A 20,772-nucleotide genomic window follows, 5' to 3' on the forward strand; every position below is an offset into this window, starting at 1 on the left:
CACCACCGCCTTATGGCGCAACGAAAACACCCCACGACAGGCCCGCACCATGATCTGGCGCTACATCCTGAAACGCATCCTCTGGATGGTGCCGTTTCTCTTCGGTGTCTCCATCGTCGCCTTTCTGCTCATCCAGGCGCCACCGGGAGACTACCTGACGACCTACATCGCCAAGCTGGGCGAGAGCAACGAGGTGCTCGATCAAGCCTCGATTGAGAACCTCCGCGCCCGCTTCGGCCTCGATCAGCCGCTATATGTGCAATACTTCAAATGGGTCAGCCGCCTTCTGGTGGGCGATTTCGGGATGAGCTTCGAGTGGCGGCAGCCGGTGTCTGATCTGGTCTGGGGCCGGATGGGGCTGACGCTCTGCCTTTCGATGGCGACCCTGCTCTTCACCTGGGCCGTGGCCTTCCCCATCGGCGTCTATTCCGCCGTGCGCAAGTATTCCTTTGGCGATTACCTCGCCACCACGCTGGGCTTCATCGGCCTTGCCACCCCCAACTTCCTGCTGGCGCTGATCCTCATGTATATCGGCGTTGTCCACTTCGGGGCAGATGTGGGTGGCCTTTTCTCGAACGAATACAAGAACGCACCGTGGAGCATGGCCAAGGTCTGGGATCTGGCCAAGCACCTCTGGCTGCCCGTCGTCGTGCTCGGCACCTCGGCCACCGCATCGCTCATCCGCATCATGCGGGCCAACCTGCTGGACGAGTTGAACAAGCCCTACGTCGACACTGCCCGCGCGAAGGGGCTCTCCGAGTTCTGGCTTATCATGAAATACCCGGTGCGCGTGGCGCTGAACCCCTTTGTCTCGACCATCGGCTGGGTGCTGCCCAACCTCGTGTCAGGCGCGGTTGTCACCGCCATCGTACTAAGCCTGCCCACCGCAGGGCCGCTGATGCTTCAGGCGCTTCTGGCCCAGGATATGTATCTCGCCGGGGCCTTCGTGCTGATGCTCTCTTCGCTCACCGTGATCGGAATGCTGCTGTCCGACATCCTGCTCGTCCTGCTCGATCCGCGGGTGAAGTATGACTGAGACACCCTCCAAAGCCTTGCCCGATCAGCCCGACGAACCACTCGCCGTGGCGGAAGCCCACACGCCCGATGAGGTGGCAATCGCCTCCCAGTGGCAACTCACGTGGTGGGCCTTCAAGAAGCACCGGCTCGCCATGATTGGCCTCTGGGTCATCGGCTTCATGTATCTGGTGTCGCTCTTCGCTGGCTTCGTGGCCCCGAACGACCCAACCGACAGCAACCGGCGCGCGGTGTATCACCCGCCGCAGATGATCCACTTCATCGACAGCAGCGAGGATGGCTGGAGCTTTCGGCCCTACGTCTGGGAAATGGACCGCGAGCGCGACCCCGACACGCTGGCAGTGACCTATGTGCCGAGCGGCGAAAAGATCTACCTGAGGCTCTTCGGGCGTGGGCAGGAGTACAAGTTCTGGGGCCTCTGGGAGACCGATATTCACCTGCTGGCCACGGTGAAGCCGCGTGACAACTTCTTCCTCTTCGGGGCCGACAGGCTGGGGCGCGATATGTTCAGCCGAGTGGTCTACGGCACCCGGATATCCATGAGCATCGGCCTTGTCGGGGTGGCGATTGCGCTGGTGCTTGGCATAACTTTGGGAGGAATTTCAGGCTATTACGGCGGGCGGACCGATACCGTTATTCAACGGCTGATCGAGTTTGTCCTGAGCCTGCCCACCATCCCGATCTGGCTGGCGCTGGCCGCTGCCTTGCCGCCAAGCTGGCCGATCTATCAGCAATACTTCGTCATAACCCTCATCGTGAGCCTCGTCGGGTGGACAGAACTGGGCCGCGTTGTGCGGGGCCGGTTCCTCGCCATGAAAAACGACGATTTCGTCATCGCCGCACGGCTCGACGGGGCCAGCGAGAAGCGGATCATCTTCCGCCATATGCTGCCCTCGCTCACCAGCCACATCATCGCGTCGCTGACGCTGGCGATCCCTCTGATGATCCTTGCCGAAACCGGCCTCAGCTTTCTTGGCCTCGGCCTACAGCCGCCTGCGATCAGTTGGGGCGTGCTGCTGAAGGAGGCGCAGAACATCCGCTCGATCTCACAGGCCCCCTGGCTGTTTATCCCCGGCGGGTTCGTCGTGGTCGCCGTGCTGGCCTTCAACTTCCTAGGAGACGGCATGCGCGATGCCGCAGACCCATATGGCCACTGAAGCAAGCAGCCGCCCCATACTCTCGGTCGAAAACCTTAACGTCGGGTTTAACACCCGGAAGGGCATGTTCGACGTGCTCCATGGCGTGAGCTTCGAGCTGCACCGGGGCAAGACAACGGCGATCGTGGGCGAGAGCGGCTCGGGCAAATCCGTCACCGCGCGGGCGATCCTCAACATGGTGCCCCGCCCCGGCCAGATCAACGGTGGGCGCGTGCTGTTCAGGCCCTCGAAGGGAAGCGAAACTGATACCACCGCGCTGGACCCGCGCGGCAAGGCCATTCGCGAGATCCGCGGCGGCAAGATCGGGATGATTTTTCAGGAGCCGATGAGCAGCCTGAGCCCGGTGCATACCATCGGCAACCAGATCATCGAGGCGATCCGCCTGCACCGCGACTGCACCAAGGCGGAGGCCCGCGAGATTGCCCGGGGGATGCTGGCGCAGGTGGAAATCCCGAAGCCCGAGAAGGCGCTGGATCAGTATGCCTTCGAGTTTTCCGGCGGGATGCGGCAGCGCGCGATGATTGCCATGGCGCTTTCCTGCCGCCCCGACGTGTTGATTGCCGACGAGCCGACCACCGCGCTCGATGTGACGACGCAGGCCGAGATCCTCGACCTGATGCGCAAGCTTCAGGTCGAGCTGGACATGGCGATCATGTTCATCACCCACGACATGGGCGTGGTGGCCGAGATCGCCGATGAGGTGGTGGTGATGGAGAAGGGCCATGTGGTGGAAACCGGCGAGACCGGGCCACTCTTTGCCCACCAGCAGCACCCCTACACCAAGCGGCTGCTCGGCGCGGTGAAGCGGCTGGAAGAGCCTGCTACTGCCAAGGTGCGCCCTGCGGCCGATGCGCCCGAGATCCTGCGGGTGGAAGACCTGAAGCTGAAGTTCGAGAAGCGCGAGGGCTTCTTGCAGAGGGTGACGGATGTGACCCGCGCCGTCGACGGCGTGAGCTTTTCACTCCGCGAAGGCGAGGCGCTTGGCATCGTTGGCGAATCCGGATCAGGCAAGACGACAGTGGGGCGCTGCATTGCCCGCGTCTATGACCCGGAGGGCGTGGTGGATTATCGCGGGTCGGACTTGGTGAAGGCGGGCCGGGCCGAAATGCAGAGCTATCGCCAGCAGATCCGGATGATCTTTCAGGATCCCTTCGCCTCGCTAAACCCGCGCATGACCGTCAAACAACTCATTGCCGAGCCGCTGGTGGTGAACGGTGTGGCCAGCGGGCAGGAGCTGGAAGACCGGGTGGCCAAACTGCTCACCGATGTTGGCCTCGCGCCCGAGATGATGGAGCGCTACCCCCATGCCTTCTCGGGGGGCCAGCGGCAGCGGATCGTGGTGGCCCGCGCCATCGCGCTGGAGCCCAAGCTGGTGATCGCCGATGAGCCGACAAGCGCGCTCGATGTTTCAATCCGCACGCAGGTGCTGGACCTGCTTTTGAGATTGCAGGCCGAGATGGGCCTCAGCTTCATCTTCATCAGCCACGACATGGCCGTGATCCGCTACTTCTGCGACCGGGTGGCGGTGATGTACCAAGGCCGTATCGTGGAGATCGGCGAGACCGAGCAGATCATCACCGACCCGCAGCACCCCTACACCAAGGCCCTGCTCAGCTCGGTGCCCATCGCCGACCCGGCCCTGCGCGGCACGCGACAGCGCCATCGCTACATGGGAGAGGCGTGATGCGCTACGCAGAGGGCATGGAGGAGGCGCAGCGGCTGAATGACGGGTTTACCCCAGCCGAGGCCGAGGCTTTCTGGAACGAAGGGCTGCCGACGCCGGAGATGGAAGAACTCACCTACAGCGGCGGCGCGGGGCAGCCACAGGCGGCGCGGCTCTACAAGGGTGGGGATGCGGGCACGTTGCTTTATATCCATGGCGGCGGATGGGCGGGCGGCTCGATTGCGCTGCACGAGCCTTCTGCCGCCGGGATGGCGCTGGAGAGCGGCTGGGATGTGCTGAGCATCAGCTATCGCCTCGCACCTGCGCATCCCTACCCTGCCGGGCTGGAAGACTGCCGCGCGGCGCTGGCATGGCTGGCAGAAAAGGGCGGCAAGATTGCGATCGGCGGCGCCTCTGCCGGGGCCAACCTTGCCGTGGCCACCGCCTTGTCGACCACCGCGAAGCTGGCCGGGCTAGTGCTTTATTACGGGGTCTTCGGGGACGATTTTGACACCGAGAGCTACCGCGCTCATGGCCAGGGACCGGGCCTCACGCGCGGCCGGATGCAGGAACTTTTTGCCATGTATGATCCGGACGGGCTGCGCAACGAGTTGATTGCGCCGCTCAGAGCCGACGTGCGAGGCCTGCCGCCTGCCCTGCTCATTGCCGCCGAGATCGACGTGCTGCTGAGCGAAAACGAGGCCATGGCCGCACACCTCCGGGCCGCCGGGGTAGAGACCACGTGGCATCTGGAGCCCGGCGTGACCCATGGGTTCATCAATCGCGGCAGGCTCGTGCCCGCCGCCAATGCCTGCATCAGCCGGGCTGCGAGTTTTCTCAGGGAGGCCCTTACATGAAGATCGAGCGCGTCGAGGCGATCACCTTCACCCACCGCACCTACACCCAGCGCGACAGCGATGGTCATAACCACCCCGGCCCCGAGGGCACCGGCACCTCCTCGCTGCTGCGGATCATCTGCGAGGACGGCAGCGAGGGGCGCGCGGTGTGCCGCCCGGTGGATGTGCGCGAGGATGTGCTGGAACGGTTCGTGCGGCCCAACCTGATCGGGGAAGACCCGCTGCTGATCGACCGGGCGTGGTATGCGATCTACCACTGGCAGCGTCTCTCGGGCGGGCAGTTGACCGACCGCGTGCTGACGGCGGTCGACCTCGCGCTATGGGACTTGATGGGCAAGGTCACCGGCCAGCCGGTTTGGAAATTGCTGGGCGCCGCGCGCCCGAAGATCCTCGCCTATGGCTCCACCATGTGCGGCGACGACATGGAAGGTGGGCTTGCGACGCCCGAGGATTACGCCCGTTTTGCCGAATGGATGCTGGGCCGCGGTTACAAGGCGATCAAGCTGCACGGCTGGATGACGCCCATGCCGGGTGCGCCAGATGTGCGGCTGGATTACAAGGCCTGCGCCGCGGTGCGCGAGGTGGTGGGCGAGGGCTTTCCGCTGATGCTGGACCCGCATCACTTCTACTCCCGCTCCGAGACGCTCTGGATGGCCAGGAAGCTGGAAGAGCTTGATTTTGTCTGGATGGAAGAGCCGATGGAGGAGGCTTCGATGAGCTCCTACAAGTGGCTGAGGGAAGGCACGGGCCTCAACATCCTCGGCCCCGAGACGATGACGGGCAAGCACTGGACCCGGGCCGAATGGGTGAAGCACGACGCCTGCGACATGGTCCGCACCGGGGTGTGGGACGTGGGCGGGATCAGCCCGGCGATGAAATGTGCCCATATGGCCGAGAGCTTTCACATGGCCTGCGAGGTGCATGGCACGGGCGCGGGCAACCTCGCCGTGGCGCTGGCCTCGCACAATTGCACCTACTACGAGCGCGGGCTGCTGCACCCCTTCACCGATTACGACGCGCCCGCCGATTACCAGAACCGGATCGACGACGAGATGGATGCCGACGGCTACGTGCATGGCCGCGAAGAGCCGGGGCTGGGGCAGGATATTGACATGGAGTACATCGAAGCGAACCGGGTGAACCATGGCTGACTTGCGCATCGCGGATGTTCGCGTCACCCCCATCGCCTTCGCCGATCCACCGCTGCTGAACAACGCGGGCTGCCACCAGCCGTTCGCTCTGCGATCGGTGATCGAGGTGGAGACGGAAGACGGCGTGGTGGGGCTGGGCGAGAGCTATGGCACCAAGGCGGTGGTCGATGGGATCGCCGCCGTGGGTGCGGCCATGGTTGGCAGGAAGGTGAGCGACCTCAACGCGCTCTGGGCCGCCGGGGTGGTGCATGCCGGGGGCAGTTCGCAGGGCTACACCGGCGCCGAGCGGCTGGTGCCACGCGTGGTGGCGGCAATCGAGGTTGCCATGTGGGATGCGCTTGGCAAGGCGACAGGGCAGCGCGTGGTCGACATGCTCGGCGGGCAGGTGCGCGAGCGAGTGCCGTTCTCGGCCTATCTCTTCTACAAGTTCGCAGCCCATGCGGATGGCACCGGGGACGACTGGGGCGAGGCGCTGACACCGGAAGGGCTGGTGGAACAGGCGCGCAAGATGGTCGCCGAGAATGGCTTCAAGGCGATCAAGCTCAAGGCCGGAGTGCTGGAGCCGGAGGAGGAGATTGCCGGGCTGGAGGCGCTGCGCGCGGCCTTTCCCGAGGCGCCGCTGCGGATTGATCCGAATGGCGGCTGGACGGTGGAAACGACGCTGAAGTTGTTGCCCCGGCTGACGGGGCTTGTGGAGTACCTCGAGGACCCGACAGCAGGACTAAGCGAGAACGCGCAGGTGCAGGCGGCCACCGATATACCGCTGGCGACAAACATGTATGTGGTTGAAAACGTACATCTTCCACCAAACATGGCGCAGGATGCCTTTCGGGTGATCCTGAGCGACCACCACTACTGGGGCGGGCTCATGGCCTGCCGCCACCTCGCGCATATCTGCGATCTCTGGGGGCTGGGGCTGGGGATGCACTCCAACTCGCACCTCGGGATCAGCCTTGCCGCGATGACCCATCTCGCCGCCGCCACACCGAACCTGACCTACGATTGCGACACCCACCAGCCGTGGCAGGTGGACGAGGTGATCGAAGGCGGCAAGCTGGCCTTCGAGGGCGGCTCGCTGAGCGTGCCGGAGGGGCCGGGGCTGGGTGTGACGCTGGACCGAGAGGCGCTGAATCGACTGCACGCCAATTACCTCGCCTGCGGCTACACGGTGCGCGACGACGCCAGCGAGATGAAGAAGCATTGGCCGGAATGGACCTTTGGCCGACCGAAATTCTGATGGCTATTCAGGGAAATAGGCGGGATGTTCGGCGCGCAGCTTGTCGAGCCGATTGATGGTTTGGCTCAAATGTCGCCTGACGGCCTCGACAGCGGCCTCCGGATCACCGGCGCGCAAGGCCGCGATGATTTCCTTGTGCTCCTTGATGATCCGCAGAACCTTCTCGTCATCCCACATGTCGAGCCGCCGGAGCCGGTTGAGATGCCCCGAACGGGAGCGGATGAGCCGATGCAGCCCGGCATAGCCCGCCGCCGACAGGAGCGCCTGGTGAAAGGCGTCATCAATATCCTGGAACGCACCGATCTCATCCTGGTTTGCAATGACCATTTCCTGCATGGAAACAAGCGTTTGCAGACGGGTCAGGGTGCTTTCGCCCACGCCTTCCACGGCCAGCTTGCGGACAACCTCGATTTCGACGGCGCGGCGCAGAAAATGGGCCTCTTCGATCTCGTCGGGGTTGATCCGGGTGACGACGGTTTTGCTCTGGGGGAAGATATCGACCAGTCCCTCGGCCTCGAGCCGTTGCAGGGCGTCGCGGAGCGGGGTTTGCGAGATGCCGTATTCCCGCGCCAGATCGTTGCGCGTGAGCACGGTGTCAGGGGGGAGTTCCAGCGAGATGATCCGTCGGCGGAGCGAATCGAGCGTGCGTGCCGCAGCGGTTTGGGGGGCACTCTTTGCCTCGCCGCCGATTCCGAGGCGGGCGATGACATCGGTGAATGTCCCATGGTCGTTCATGTTAGCGATCACATCCCTGAAACTACGGCATCCTGTCAGCCCACGAGGCCCATTGCAAGTTTGAAAACACTAATATATCAGTCAGCGCAACACGAGATGGATCACGGGCCTGAACACGGGAGGACGCGCCTTGTCACTCACTGATGCCACACGCGAGAAACTGCGGGGTGTTTCCGTTGCCACGCTGGCCACTGCGCTCTACAAGCGCGGGCTGCGCAACCAGGTGCTTCAGGATGTGCATCCTGTCGCGGTCAAGGGGCGCAATATGGTCGGGCCCGCGTTTACATTGCGCTACATCCCCGCGCGAGAAGACCGGAATACGCTGGAAGAGTTCCGCAATCCCGAACATCCGCAGCGGCAGGCGATCGAACAATGCCCCGCAGGCCACGTGATGGTGATGGACAGCCGCAAGGACCCTCGTGCGGCATCATCCGGGGACATCCTGATCACCCGGTTGATGGTGCGGGGCGGCGAAGGCGTGGTGACCGACGGCGGCTTCAGGGACGCAGGCACCATCGCCAAGCTCGACATCCCCGCCTACCACAACCGCCCCTCCTCCCCGACCAACCTTACGCTTCACGAGGCCATCGAGATCAACGGGCCCATCGGCTGCGGTGACGTGGCCGTGTTTCCCGGCGACGTGATCGTGGGGGATTACGAAAGCGTCATCGTCATCCCCGCCGAGATGGCCGACGAGGTTGCGGACGAGGCCGTGGAAATGACCGCCTACGAGAATTTCGTGGTGGACCGCGTGAAGGCTGGCGCCACGATCATCGGGCTCTACCCGCCCACCGACGAAAGCAACCTGGCCCGGTTCGAAACCTGGCGCAAAGAGAACAATCGCTGAGGACAAGACATGCTCGACAACAACGATCTGAAGGCCCGCATCCGCACCGGCCTGCTCTCCTTTCCGGTGACGCCCTTCGGCGCGGATGGGGGGTTTGCTGCCGATCCGTTCCGCAAACACCTGGAATGGCTGAGCGATTACGAGGTTGCGGGGCTGATCGTGGCGGGTGGAACGGGGGAGATGTTTTCCCTTACGCCACAAGAGATTGTGGACGTCGTGCGGGTGGCCAAGGAGGCCCAGCCCGGCCAGCCGATCATCGCCGGTTGCGGCTATGGCACGCGGCTGGCCTGCGAGATCGCACAAGGCATCGAGGCGGCGGGCGGTGACGGCATCCTGCTTTTGCCACACTACCTGATCGGTGCCCCGGCGGAGGGCATCGAGGCGCATATCCGGGCGGTCTGCAAGGCCACCAAGATGGCGGTGATCGTCTACAACCGTGGCCAGGCGAGGGTGACGGAGGAGATGATCGCGCGGCTGGCCGACGAGTGCCCGAACATGATCGGTTTCAAGGACGGCACCGGCGATATCGACACGGTGCGCCGCATCACGGTGCGCATGGGCGACAGGCTGAGCTACATCGGCGGGATGCCGACGCATGAGCTGTTTGCCCAGGCCTATCGCGGTGCGGGGATGCCCACCTACAGCTCGGCGGTGTTCAATTTCGTGCCTGAGACGGCGCTGGAATTTCACGCCGCCTTCACCGCAGGCGACGATGCCAAATGCGAGCAGATGCTGAAGGATTTCTACTATCCCTTCGCCAAGATCCGCGACCGCAAGACGGGCTATGCGGTGAGCGCGATCAAGGCCGGGGTGCGGCTGCGCGGGTTTGAGGCCGGGCCGGTGCGCAGCCCGCTGACCGACCTGACCGAGGAGGAGATGGGGCTGATGGAAGAGCTGATCTCCGGCCGGACGTAAAACGGCAGGCAGGGTTAACGGGGCTTGGCACCGCGAAAAGCGGGGATGCACAACCCATGCACATCCCATGCACAAGTGATGCATAGGAGACATCGGAAAATGGTGGAGGGGCCCTTCGTTGCCACAAGGCACGTTGGGCTCTTTCTTAACTAACCTTTAGCCCGCCTTACGTCACGGAGGGTTGTCGCAATTAGACAACTAATATATCAGTAAGCGAGTCGCAGCGCCGGGGGAGGACCGGGCGTACGGCTGGCAACAGGTAATCGGGAGGATACCAATGACATTCAAAACCCTCGCCAAGACGGTCAGCACCCTTGCGGTTGCCTCCGTCATCGGCGCAATGGCAACGGCCGCGATGGCCGCCGAGCGGACGCTGAAAATTCAGACCAGCTCCAACGCCAGCCACGCTTCGCTGGCCTATCTCAACGAAGAGTGGGTGCCCAAGCTGGAAGAGATGACCGGCGGTTCGCTGGGTGTCGAGCTTCTGCCCGTGGATGCGGTTGTGCCGCGCCGCGAGACCGCCGAAGCCATCGGCGTTGGCATCCTCGACGGCGACCTGACCTCGATCAACTACTTCGCCGGGGTCGACCCGGCCTTCGCGCTGATGGGCGACCTGATCGCGGGCTACGACAGCGCCGACCAGATCCAGGCCTTCTGCGCGCAGGGCGGCGGCAAGGAGATGCTGCAAAAGCTCTATGACACCCACTTCCCCGGCGTGCACGTGGTGGGCTGCGGCGCCTATGCCCGCGAAGCCTTCGTTTCGAAGGTGCCGGTGCGCGGCGTCGAAGACCTGAAGGGCCTGAAGATCCGCTCGCCCGAGGGCCTTGCTGCCGACGTGTTCAAGCGGGCGGGGGCTGCGCCTGTTTCGATGTCGGGTTCGGAGACCTATGGCGCGCTGGAGAAGGGCGTGATCGACGCCGCCGACAACAGCGCCTATGCCAACAACGACGCCAACGGGATGCACAAGATCGCCAAGTTCCCGATCTTCCCCGGCATCCACTCCACCCCGATCCTGCAGTTCACCATCAGCCAGCAGGTCTATGACGAGCTGAGCGAGCAGGAACGTGTGGCGCTCGAAACCTGGTATCTGGCCGCCTACAACGGGCTGCGCCAGCACTTCGACCGGCTGGACCGCCAGCTGGTGGCCCGCGACAAGGCCGCCGGTGAGCTGGAAGTCATCGACTGGAGCCAGGAAGAGCGCGACAAGCTTCGGGTGATCGCCCAGGAAGCCTGGAGCGACTTTGCCTCTCAGACCGACCTCGCCAAAGAGGTCTATGATGCTCATGTCGCCTTCATGAAGGAAGCCGGGTTGCTCTGAGCAGCCCCGCGCCTGCGCCCCTTCGTGGGGGCGCAGGCCACCCATGGCCCTGAGAGGCCTGAGAATTTTCCGCGAAAGGGACGGCCCCAGAGAGGGCCAGGGGGAGCGCGCAGATGAGCCAGCCGTATGACGAGGCCGTGCAGGCCAGCCACACCGGGATTGCCGATCAGGACCCGCTTCACCATGACGACGAGCCCGATCTGGCGCGCGCCGATTACACGCCCGTCGAACACACCAGCCACGTGGTGGGCATTGCGGTTTCGACCTTCTACATGATCGCCGCGCTGGCCACCCTTTGGGAGGTCTTCTCGCGCTACGTGCTGAACCAGCCGACCTATTGGGCCTTCGAGACCGTGATGGTCACCGTTGCCGCCGCCTGGATGCTGTCGGCCGGCTACGTGACGATGAAGAAGCGGCACATCGCCATCACCGTCATCCACAACATCGCCAGCCCCGGCACCCGCTGGTGGCTCGACCTGCTTGCCATGGTGGTGGGCGTCTTCGCGCTCTACATGCTGCTGACCGACGCCTCTGTGAGGGCCTATGACAGCGTGATGCGGGTTGAGACCTCGGGCTCGGCCTTCAACTCGCCCCTGCCCTTCATGATGAAGAGCCTGATGGTGCTCGGCGCCTTCATGTATCTGGCGCAGCTCACGATGAACCTGCATCGCCACCTCAGCTCCGGCTGGGCGAAGCTGATCGTGAAGGCGGTGGCCGTCTACTTCGTGTTCTACTTCGTCTCCGCTTTCCTGAGCCACGTGCTGGATATCCAGATCTTCAAAGCGGTGTCCGACTGGATCTCGGGACTGGGCGCGTCGATGGACCCGTCGAAGGCGCTGCAACTGCGCAGCATGGACCTTGGCACCATCTCGCTGATCATGGTGATCCTGCTGATCGTGCTGATGATGACGGGGATGCCGCTGGGCGTGGTGACGCTCTTCGTTTCGGTCATCATGGCGGTCGGCTTCTTTGGCCCACGCGGGTTGTTCCTGGTGTCGTCGAACGCGGCGGGCCTGCTGGAGCACTACAGCCTCGTGGCCGTGCCGTTCTTCGTTCTGATGGCCTCGATCCTCGAGCGGGCGGGCATTGCCGAAGACCTGTTTGACGCGATGAGCATTTTCGCCGGCAACCTGCGCGGCGGCGTTGCGGTGCAGACCACCGTTGTGGCGGTGATCCTTGCGGCCATGTCGGGCGTGATGGGCGGCGAGATCGTGATGCTGGGGCTTGTCGCCCTGCCGCAGATGTTCCGCCTTGGCTATGACCGCAAGCTCTCGATTGGTCTGATCTGTGCCGCCGGTGCGCTGGCCACGCTGATCCCGCCGTCGATCATCACCATCGTTTACGGCGTGTCCGCAGAGGTGGGGATTGGCGACCTGTTCATGGCCGGTGCGATCCCGGGCATCATGCTGGCGACGTTCTATGCCGGTTACGTGCTGATCCGGGTGAACCTGAACCCCTCGATGGCCCCCACGGCCGCAGAGGTGGCCGAGATCACCGGCAAGCAGCAGAAGCTTTCGAAGGAGCGGCTGACGGCGGTGATCCTCTGCATCATCCTCATCGCGATGGTGATGGGCTCGATCTATGGCGGCATTGCCTCGGTCACGGAGTCCGCCGCGGTGGGCTGCATCGGCGCGCTGTTCATTGCCGCGGTGCGCAACCGGTTCAATTGGGATGTCATCTCGGCCTCGCTGCTGGGCACCATGACCACGGTGGGCACGATCATCTGGCTGATCCTCGGGGCTGTCTCCTTCGTGGGGATCTTCAACCTCGTGGGTGGGGGCGATTTCATCCGGTCGCTGTTCCTGAACCTCGGGCTTTCGGCCATGGGGACCGTGATCGTCATGATGCTGATCCTGATGGTGCTGGGCACCTTCATGGAGTGGATCGCCATCGTGCTCATCACCGTGCCCGTCTTTGCGCCCGTGGTGATGACGCTGGCACCCGAGCTTGGCCTCACCGAGGATCAGGCGAAGATCTGGTTCGGCATCCTCTTCGTGATGAACATCCAGATCTACTTCCTGTCGCCGCCCTTCGGCCCGGCCTGCTTCTGGCTCAAGTCGGTTGCGCCCAAAGATGTGACATTGCAGGAAATCTTCCTATCCGTGCTGCCCTTCATCGCGCTGCAAATCACCGGCCTCGTCCTGGTGATGATGTTCCCGCAGATCGCGCTGTGGCTGCCCGAACTCTTGAACTGAGGAGACCCTCATGATCGGTCGCGACTCTGACGAAGACATCAATGGCTACGGCCTCTGGCCCTGGATCGGAGGGCTGGTGCTGGCCGGGGTGATCATTACGCTGATGTTCACCTTCGCCACGCCCATCTCCTGAGGCCCGCCATGAAGAAACCTGAAGACCTGCGCTCCGCCCGCTGGTTCGCACCTGACGACCTGCGCTCCATGGGCCACCGCTCCCGCGCCCGGCAGATGGGGCTGGATGGCAATGACTGGGAGGGCAAGCCGGTTATTGCGATCATCAACACCTGGTCGGACCTCTCGCCCTGCCACCACCACCTGCGGGACAGGGCGGAATTTGTAAAGAAAGGCGTGTATCAGGCGGGGGGCATGCCGGTGGAAATGCCGGTGCAGAGCTTCAGCGAACAGTTCCTGAAGCCGACCTCGATGCTCTATCGCAACTTCGGCGCGATGGAGGTGGAGGAGGTGCTGCGGAGCCACCCGATTGACGGGGCGGTGCTGCTGGGCGGGTGTGACAAGTCCACCCCCGCGCTTATCATGGGCGCGATTTCCATGGGTCTGCCCTTCGTTTTCATGCCCGCGGGGGCGATGCTGCGGGGCAATTACGCTGGCAAGGCGCTTGGTTCGGGCACGGACGTCTGGAAATACTGGGACGAGCGGCGCGCGGGCACGATTGGCAAGGAAGAGTGGGATGGCGTGGAGGGCGGGATTGCTCGTAGCTACGGCACCTGCATGACGATGGGCACCGCCTCGACGATGATGAGCATTGCCGAGGGGTTCGGGCTGTGCCTACCGGGTGCCTCCAGCATCCCTGCGCCGGATGCGGGCCACAAGCGGATGGCGGCGGCCTGCGGGCGACGCGCGGTAGAGATGGTCTGGGAAGACCTGACGCCGGAGAAGATCATCACCTGGGAGGCCACGCGCAACGCGGTGCGGGTGGCGATGGCGACGGGGTGCTCGACCAATGCGGTCATTCACCTGCTGGCGATGGCGCGGCGAGCGGGGATAGACCTGACGCTGGATGAGTTCGACCGGATCGGCCACGAGGTGCCGGTGCTCGCCAACCTGCGGCCCTCGGGTGACAAATACCTGATGGAGGATTTCTTCTATGCTGGCGGTCTGCCCGCGCTGATGGCGGAACTGGGGGACAAGCTGGAGCTGGGCGCGATGACCGTGACCGGCAAGAGCGTGGGCGAGAACATCGACGGGGCGAAGAACTTCAATGACGATGTGATCAGGCCCCTGAGCAACCCGGTTTATCACGAGGGGTCGTTGGCGGTACTGAAGGGCAACCTCGCGCCCGATGGCGCGGTGATCAAGCCCGCTGCCTGCAACCCGGATTTCTGGCAGCATCGCGGCCCCGCGCTGGTGGCCGACAGCTACGCCGAGTTGAAGGAGATCATCAACGACGAAGACCACCCGATGAGTGCCGACACCGTGCTGGTGCTGCGCAACGCCGGGCCGCAGGGCGGGCCGGGGATGCCGGAGTGGGGGATGCTGCCGATGCCCAAGGCGCTGTTGAAGCGGGGCATTCGCGACATGGTGCGGATGAGCGATGCGCGGATGAGCGGCACGAGTTACGGCGCCTGCGTGCTGCATATCGCGCCGGAGGCCTACGTGGGCGGGCCGCTCGCCCTGTTGAAGACCGGCGACATGGTGGTGCTGGATATCAAAGCACGCAAGCTGGAGATGGAGGTTTCCGACGAGGAGCTTGCGGCGCGCAAGGCGGCCTGGACGCCCCCTGCCCCGCGCTACGAGCGTGGCTATGGCGCCATGTTCAGCCAGCATATCGAGCAGGCCGATAAGGGGTGCGATTTTGACTACCTGCGCACCGATTTTGGCGCGCCCGTTCCCGAACCGGAGATCAACTGATGGGCCTCGATCTGAGCGAGCGGCGCATTGCCGCGCGGCCTCCTATGGCTGGGCACAAGCCGCGCTTTCAGACCGACCGGATCGAGAGCCTGACCCTGCGCCATGTGGTCGTGCCGATGGACAAGCCGATCAGCGATGCCAAGGTGCTGACCGGGCGGCAAAGCCCGCTTGCCGCGCTCGATCTGCTGATGGTCGAGATGGTGAGCGAGGGCGGGCACACGGGGCTCGGGTTCTCCTACACGCTGCGGGCAGGCGGGGCGGGGATGTATGCGCTGGGTTGCGAGCTGGCGCCGATCCTGCTGGGGCAAGACCCCAATGATATCAACCGGATATGGGAGCGGCTGGCTTGGCAGAGTATCTCGCTCGGGCGGGGCGGGATGGCCTATCAGGCGATTTGCGCGTTCGATACCGCGCTCTGGGACATGAAGGCGCGGCGGGCGGGGTTACCGCTGGCCAAGCTCTTCGGGGCGCATCGGGATTCTGTGCGGATATACAATTCGCAGGGACAGTACTTGCAGGCCTCGATTGACGAGATGAAGGCCGCCGCCGACCGCTCGATTGCCGCCGGGATCGGCGGGATCAAGATGAAGGTCGGCCAGCCGGACGGGCAAGAGGACTTGCGCCGCATCGACGCGATGCGCGCGCATCTGCCCGAGCACATCGCCCTGATGATCGACGCCAACCAGCAGTGGGACCGGGCCTATGCGCTGCAGTTCGGCCGGGTGGTGGATGGCATGGGCCTCGCCTTCATCGAAGAGCCGCTGGACGCCTGGGATTTCGACGGCCACGCCGAGCTGGCCCGCGCGCTGGCGACGCCGGTGGCCACGGGTGAGATGCTGACCTCGCCGCAGGAGCACTTTGACCTGATCGGCAAGGGCGGGTGTGACGTGAGCCAGGTGGATGTCTGCCGGATTGGCGGCTTCACCCCCTTCCTCAAGGTCATGACCATGGCCGAGGCCGCGCGGATCGAGCTGGCGCCGCACATGGTGATGGAGCTGCACATCCATGCGGCGGCGGCCTACCCCAGCGAGGGCTGGGTGGAGCACTTTGAATGGTGGCTGCCGCTTTTCAACGAGCAGTTGGAGATTTCAGGCGGCAAGATGCATGTGCCCGAGCGCCCCGGCCTTGGCTTTACCCTGAGCGACAAGGCGCGGGAGTGGACGCGGGCCGAAGAGAGCTTTGGAGGTGCGGCATGAGCCGGGTAAGGGAGGCGCTGGCCGGGATTTCGGGCATTCTCGTGACGCCCTACGGGGATGACGGCGAGATCGCGCCGGAGAAACTGGTGCCGATCATTGATCGCTCGGTTGATGCGGGCGTGGATATCCTTGTCGTGAACGGGAACACGGGCGAGTTCTACTCGCTGGAGGAGGCCGAGGCGGCGCGGATGTGCTCTTCGGTCGTCGAGATGGTGGATGGGCGGGCGCCGGTGTTCGCCGGAATCGGGCGCAGCATCCGAGAGGCGGAGCGTGCGGCGAAGCATGCGGCCAAGGCCGGGGCGGATGCGCTGATGATCCACCAGACGCCGGACCCCTTCGTGTCGCCCCGCGGCTATGCCGATTACGTGCGGCGCGTTGTCGATGCAGGCGACGGGCTGCCGGTGATGCTCTACCTGCGCAACGACGGGATGGGGCCGAATGCGATTGCGGAGATCTGCTCCATCGAAGGCGTGGCCGGGGTGAAATGGGCAACGACGAACGCGCTGAATCTGTCGCGAGCCATCGAGGAGAGCCCGGAGGATGTGATCTGGGTCGCCGGGCTGGCCGAGGTCTGGGCGCCGCCGCTCTACGCGGTGGGCGCGCGCGGGTTCACCAGCGGTTTGATCAACGTCTGGCCTGAGCGCTCGGTGGCGATCCGCGATGCGCTGGCGGCGGGGGATTACCCCGAAGCGGGGCGCTTGATCGAGGGGATGCGGGTGTTCGAGGACATCCGCGCCGAGGAGATGGGCGGGACCAACGTGACCGGCGTGAAGGCCGCGCTGACGGCGCAGGGGATGGACTGCGGCGCCTGCCGCCCGCCGGGGGCCAGCGGGCTGACCGAGCGGCAGACGGCGGATTTGATGGGCTTCATGAAAGAGGCAGGGTTGCTGTGAGCGAGGTAATTGAGAAATCCCCGGTGATCCGGCTGGACGAGGCCGACAACGTGGTTGTGGCGCGGGTCGAGATCGCCGCCGGGACCACGGTGGCGAGCGAGGGGGTGACCGCGTTGCAGGACGTGCCGCTGGGCCACAAGATTGCCACGCGGGCGATTGCCAAGGGCGAGCCGGTGCTGAAATACGCCACGATCATCGGGTTCGCGGGCGAGGACATTGCGCCGGGGACATGGCTGCATTCGCATAACGTGCTCGTGGATGACTTCCAGAAAGACTACCGCTTTTCAAAGGATTACGTTGAAACGCCCGTGCTGCCCGAGCACGAGCGCGCGCGGTTCATGGGCATCCGGCGCAAGGACGGGCGAGTTGGAACGCGCAATTACATCGGGATTTTCATCACGGTGAACTGCTCGGCCACGGTGGCGCGCAAGATCAGCGCCTATTTCGACGAGGAGCGGTTGGAGAAGTGGCCCAACGTCGATGGCGTGGTGGCCTTTGTTCACCAGCAGGGCTGCGGGATGGAAATGACCGGCGAGCCGATGGACCTGCTGCGGCGCACGCTGGCGGGGTATATCCGGCACCCGAACACGGCGGGGGCGCTGGTGTGCTCGCTGGGGTGCGAGCGGAACAATCTGGGGGAGTTCTTCGAGAAGGAGAGCCTGGAGAGCGGCAAGATGCTGCGGGCGATCACCATGCAGCATGTCGGCGGCACGGCGGCCGCGGTCGAGGAAGGCAAGCGGGTGATCCGCGAGATGCTGGACGAGGCGAATGCGATTGAGCGGGAGCCGGTGAGTGCGGAACACCTGATGGTAGGGCTTCAGTGTGGTGGCTCCGATGGCTTCTCGGGGCTGAGTGCCAACCCGGCGCTTGGGAAGGCCGTGGACATTCTGGTGAAGCACGGGGGGACGGCGATCTTGAGTGAGACGCCGGAGCTTTATGGCGTCGAGCACACGCTGACCGCGCGGGCGAAGACGCCGGAGGTGGGGCAGAAGTTCATCGAGCGGATCAACTGGTGGCTCAAGTACAACGAGGGCCGCGATGTGCAGATGAACGGGCGGGTCTCACCCGGCAACAACGCCGGTGGCTTGGCCAATGTGATCGAGAAGAGCCTTGGCGGCAGCAAGAAGGGCGGCTCGACCGGGATCAACGCGGTTTACGAATATGCGTATCCGGTGGAGGAGAAGGGCCTCGTGATCATGGATACGCCGGGCTACGACCCGGTAAGCGCGACCGGGCAGATCGCGGGCGGGGCCAACCTTGTGTGCTTCACCACCGGGCGTGGCAGCTGCTTTGGCTCGATGCCCGCGCCCACGATCAAGCTGGCGACGAACACGCCGATGTTCGAGCGGATGCGCGGCGACATGGATGTGAACTGCGGCACGGTGATCGACGGGGAGATGTCGCTCGACGAGGTGGGGCAGCAGATTTTCGAGAGGATGCTGGCGGTGGCGAGCGGCGAGAAGTCGAAGAGCGAGGCCCTGGGCGTGGGCGAGGAGGAGTTTGCGCCCTGGCCGATTGGCGTGACGGGGTAGTCAGGGCGAAGAAAGCCCCGAGGGGCTTGATGAGCGGGCACGGGGAGCGCTCGTCCGCCCTTCGAGGCGTTCTCGCGGGGGAGGTCAGAGGATGACCTGCGGCTCGGGGAGGCCAGCCACGCCCGGCGCCACCTCGAAGGTGCGGCCCTGCTCGGCGTCGGGGCTTTCGATGTCAACGGCGGCGGAGGTGCAATAGAGCGTCGCCAGACCGTCGCCGCCGAAGGCCGGGCAGGTGGTTTGGTAGGCGGGCAGCTCGATAACCCGGTCTTGGGTGCCGTCGGGCAGGTAGCGCACCATGCGCGCGCTTTGCCACTGGGCGTTCCAGAGAGCGCCTTCACAATCCGTGACCGACCCGTCCGGCAGGCGGCCCTCTTCGCCGAGGTCCACGAAAATCTCGGCTTTGGCGTCGGGCCAGCCATCTTCATTGAGTGCAACGCGCATGATTTTCCCGGTCTCGGTGTCGGACCAATATGCCGTGCGCCCGCCCGGCGCGAAACAGATGGAGTTTGCCACGGTGATATTGGCGTAGAGCCGGCGCAGCTCGCCCCGGTAATAGCGGTAGATCGCGCCTGCGGCCTTCTCTGCATTCTTGCCCATCGTGCCGATCCAGAAGCCGCCCATCGGGTCGGCGCGGCCATCGTTGGAGCGGGTTACCGTGTTTTCGGACTCCAGCGCGGCGACGTAGGTTTGCTCTTCTGTCTCCAGGTCGAAGGTGAAGAGCTGGCTCTCCGACGCGATGAGCAGGGTGTTGCGATCCACCCAGCCTGCGGCGGAGACGTGCTCGTCGAACTGCCACTCCAGCGCCTCATCGCCAAGGCGGGAGAGCAGGCGATTGCCGAGAATGTCGAACCAGAAGAGCTGGTTGCGCTCGGGGTGCCAGAGCGGCCCTTCGCCGAGCGTGCAGGGGCGAGGATCGAAGACGGAAACGTTCATGGCATGACCTCATCGTAGGCGGCGGTGATGGTGGCGGCTTTTTCTGCGATGGTCCCGGGCGTATCGCCGGGGGCGTAAAGCGCCGAGCCGATGCCGAAGCCGGAGACGCCCGCGGCGGCCCAGTCGGCAAAGTTGCCCGGCCCGGCCCCGCCCACGGCGAGCACCTCGGTATCCGGCGGCAGCACGGCGCGGATGGCCTTGAGGCCCGCCGGGCCGATGAGCGAGCCGGGGAAGAGCTTGAGGCCGGTCGCCCCGTGGCGGAGGGCCGTGAAGGCCTCGGACGGGGTCATGCAGCCGGGATAGGAGAGCAGGCCTGCGGCCACGGTGGCGTCGATCACCGCCGGGTTTGTGTCGGGCGAGACGATGAGGCGGGCGCCGGTGGCGGCGACATCGGCCACGTCTTCAGGTGTCAGCACGGTGCCTGCGCCGATCAGGGCCTCGGGGAAGGCTTTGGCCATGGCGGCGATGGAGGCGAGCGGGTCGGGCGAGTTCAGCGGAACCTCGATGCGGGTGATCCCGGCGGAGATGAGGGTTTCACCGATGGCAACGGCCTCGGGCGGTGTGAGGCCACGGAGGATGGCGACGATGTTGCGGGTCATGAGCGGCTCCGAGAGGACGGTGCGCCGTGAACGCGCACCCTACGGGGTCAGGCGAGGGCGATGCGGGCGGCGGTGAGGCCGGCGAGGGCGAGGTTTTCGCCATCGCGGGTTTCAGGGGTGACGCCCTGCGCGCTGAGGGCGGCGGCGTAGGGCTGTGTCAGCAGCGGGCCACCGATGAGGGCGACGCGCTGGCCGAGCCAGTAGGGGCGCGCGGCGGCCAGTTCGAGCCCGATCAGCAGGCCGGAGAGGCGGGCGCGGGCGACGGCAGGTGGAAGGTCGGAGAGCAGCGCGGCGGCGCGCAGGGAGAAGAGCGCGGAGGCGAGGCGCTCGGGGCGCGACATGGCCTCTGGCACGGCATCGAGAAACGCGGCCTCGTCCCAGCCTTCGCCGTGGAGCGAATGGCGCAGGACGGATTGGGAGGAGAGCAGCGAAAACAGCTCGCCCGTCATGAAGGTGCGAAAAGACACGATCTCGCCTGCCGAGACATGCGCCCATTTGGAGTGGGTGCCGGGCAGGCAGAGGATGCCGTCGAAGTCGGGCGAGCCTGCGAGGAACCCGGCGATCTGGGTTTCTTCGCCGCGCATCACGTCTGCCGGGTCGGATTGCGAGAGGCCGGGGAGGATGCGGACGGTGAGGCGGG

Annotated in this window: 19 protein-coding genes; 15 read left to right on the top strand and 4 right to left on the bottom strand. The window is 64.8% G+C overall.

From position 1 onward, the window contains the following. Positions 1-49: 49 nt before the first annotated feature. The 6 genes from DYI42_RS14035 to DYI42_RS14060 are packed head-to-tail and all read left to right on the top strand — an operon-like array spanning position 50 to position 7,100. Positions 50-1,036, top strand: a complete 987-nt coding sequence (locus tag DYI42_RS14035; protein ID WP_244867923.1) for an ABC transporter permease — start codon at positions 50-52, stop codon at positions 1,034-1,036. After that, positions 1,029-2,192 carry an ABC transporter permease gene (locus DYI42_RS14040; protein WP_213546620.1) on the top strand — a complete coding sequence of 388 codons (1,164 nt, stop codon included), beginning with the start codon at positions 1,029-1,031 and terminating at the stop codon, positions 2,190-2,192. The genes DYI42_RS14035 and DYI42_RS14040 overlap by 8 nt, the downstream gene beginning before the upstream one ends. After that, positions 2,182-3,876: an ABC transporter ATP-binding protein gene (locus DYI42_RS14045; RefSeq protein ID WP_244867924.1), complete on the top strand. Its 1,695-nt coding sequence runs from the start codon at positions 2,182-2,184 to the stop codon at positions 3,874-3,876. The genes DYI42_RS14040 and DYI42_RS14045 overlap by 11 nt, the downstream gene beginning before the upstream one ends. Continuing rightward, positions 3,876-4,712, top strand: coding sequence for an alpha/beta hydrolase (locus DYI42_RS14050; RefSeq protein ID WP_213546622.1), 837 nt, complete (start codon positions 3,876-3,878; stop codon positions 4,710-4,712). Before DYI42_RS14045 ends, DYI42_RS14050 begins: the two co-directional genes overlap by 1 nt. Beyond that, entirely contained in the window at positions 4,709-5,863 is a 1,155-nt protein-coding gene (locus tag DYI42_RS14055; protein ID WP_213546623.1) for an enolase C-terminal domain-like protein, read from the top strand. The genes DYI42_RS14050 and DYI42_RS14055 overlap by 4 nt, the downstream gene beginning before the upstream one ends. Beyond that, the gene (locus DYI42_RS14060) at positions 5,856-7,100 is read left to right on the top strand and encodes an enolase C-terminal domain-like protein (protein WP_213546624.1); all 1,245 of its coding nucleotides are present in this window, start codon (positions 5,856-5,858) and stop codon (positions 7,098-7,100) included. Before DYI42_RS14055 ends, DYI42_RS14060 begins: the two co-directional genes overlap by 8 nt. Before the next feature lie 3 nt (positions 7,101-7,103). Here the strand turns inward: DYI42_RS14060 and DYI42_RS14065 are convergent, their stop codons facing one another. After that, a complete protein-coding gene (locus tag DYI42_RS14065; protein ID WP_213546625.1) occupies positions 7,104-7,835 on the bottom strand; it encodes a GntR family transcriptional regulator in 732 nt (243 codons plus the stop codon). A 130-nt stretch (positions 7,836-7,965) separates the two neighbouring features. Here DYI42_RS14065 and DYI42_RS14070 point away from each other — a divergent pair, with 130 nt between their 5' ends. From DYI42_RS14070 to DYI42_RS14110, 9 genes are all read left to right on the top strand, one after another. Next, positions 7,966-8,682: a ribonuclease activity regulator RraA gene (locus DYI42_RS14070; protein WP_213546626.1), complete on the top strand. Its 717-nt coding sequence runs from the start codon at positions 7,966-7,968 to the stop codon at positions 8,680-8,682. Positions 8,683-8,691: 9 nt separating this feature from the next. Then, a complete protein-coding gene (locus DYI42_RS14075) occupies positions 8,692-9,597 on the top strand; it encodes a 5-dehydro-4-deoxyglucarate dehydratase (RefSeq protein ID WP_213546627.1) in 906 nt (301 codons plus the stop codon). 277 nt (positions 9,598-9,874) lie between these two features. Beyond that, on the top strand, positions 9,875-10,915 hold the full coding sequence (locus DYI42_RS14080) for a TRAP transporter substrate-binding protein (RefSeq protein ID WP_213546628.1): 1,041 nt from the start codon (positions 9,875-9,877) through the stop codon (positions 10,913-10,915). Between the two features lie 113 nt (positions 10,916-11,028). After that, entirely contained in the window at positions 11,029-13,110 is a 2,082-nt protein-coding gene (locus DYI42_RS14085; RefSeq protein WP_213546629.1) for a TRAP transporter large permease subunit, read from the top strand. A 10-nt stretch (positions 13,111-13,120) separates the two neighbouring features. Beyond that, positions 13,121-13,243 (top strand): dihydroxy-acid dehydratase, encoded by a 123-nt coding sequence (locus DYI42_RS14090; protein ID WP_213546630.1) that lies wholly within the window; start codon positions 13,121-13,123, stop codon positions 13,241-13,243. Positions 13,244-13,251: 8 nt separating this feature from the next. Beyond that, positions 13,252-14,979 carry an L-arabinonate dehydratase gene (gene araD, locus DYI42_RS14095; RefSeq protein ID WP_213546631.1) on the top strand — a complete coding sequence of 576 codons (1,728 nt, stop codon included), beginning with the start codon at positions 13,252-13,254 and terminating at the stop codon, positions 14,977-14,979. After that, a complete protein-coding gene (locus DYI42_RS14100; protein WP_244867925.1) occupies positions 14,979-16,175 on the top strand; it encodes an L-talarate/galactarate dehydratase in 1,197 nt (398 codons plus the stop codon). Before araD ends, DYI42_RS14100 begins: the two co-directional genes overlap by 1 nt. Next, on the top strand, positions 16,172-17,068 hold the full coding sequence (locus DYI42_RS14105; RefSeq protein WP_213546632.1) for a dihydrodipicolinate synthase family protein: 897 nt from the start codon (positions 16,172-16,174) through the stop codon (positions 17,066-17,068). The genes DYI42_RS14100 and DYI42_RS14105 overlap by 4 nt, the downstream gene beginning before the upstream one ends. Beyond that, complete coding sequence (locus DYI42_RS14110; RefSeq protein WP_342344666.1) at positions 17,065-18,600, top strand: UxaA family hydrolase; 1,536 nt, start codon at positions 17,065-17,067, stop codon at positions 18,598-18,600. The genes DYI42_RS14105 and DYI42_RS14110 overlap by 4 nt, the downstream gene beginning before the upstream one ends. 84 nt (positions 18,601-18,684) lie before the next feature. Here DYI42_RS14110 and DYI42_RS14115 read toward each other — a convergent pair whose 3' ends face one another. From DYI42_RS14115 to DYI42_RS14125, 3 genes are all read right to left on the bottom strand, one after another. Next, positions 18,685-19,533, bottom strand: coding sequence for an SMP-30/gluconolactonase/LRE family protein (locus DYI42_RS14115; RefSeq protein ID WP_213546633.1), 849 nt, complete (start codon positions 19,531-19,533; stop codon positions 18,685-18,687). Then, positions 19,530-20,132, bottom strand: coding sequence for a 2-dehydro-3-deoxy-6-phosphogalactonate aldolase (locus tag DYI42_RS14120; RefSeq protein WP_213546634.1), 603 nt, complete (start codon positions 20,130-20,132; stop codon positions 19,530-19,532). Before DYI42_RS14120 ends, DYI42_RS14115 begins: the two co-directional genes overlap by 4 nt. A gap of 47 nt (positions 20,133-20,179) precedes the next feature. Continuing rightward, a partial coding sequence (locus DYI42_RS14125; protein WP_213546635.1) for a 2-dehydro-3-deoxygalactonokinase occupies positions 20,180-20,772 on the bottom strand: 593 nt, incomplete at its 5' end.

It is taken from the genome of Vannielia litorea (assembly GCF_018424695.1).
Taxonomy (GTDB): Bacteria; Pseudomonadota; Alphaproteobacteria; order Rhodobacterales; family Rhodobacteraceae; genus Vannielia; species Vannielia litorea_A.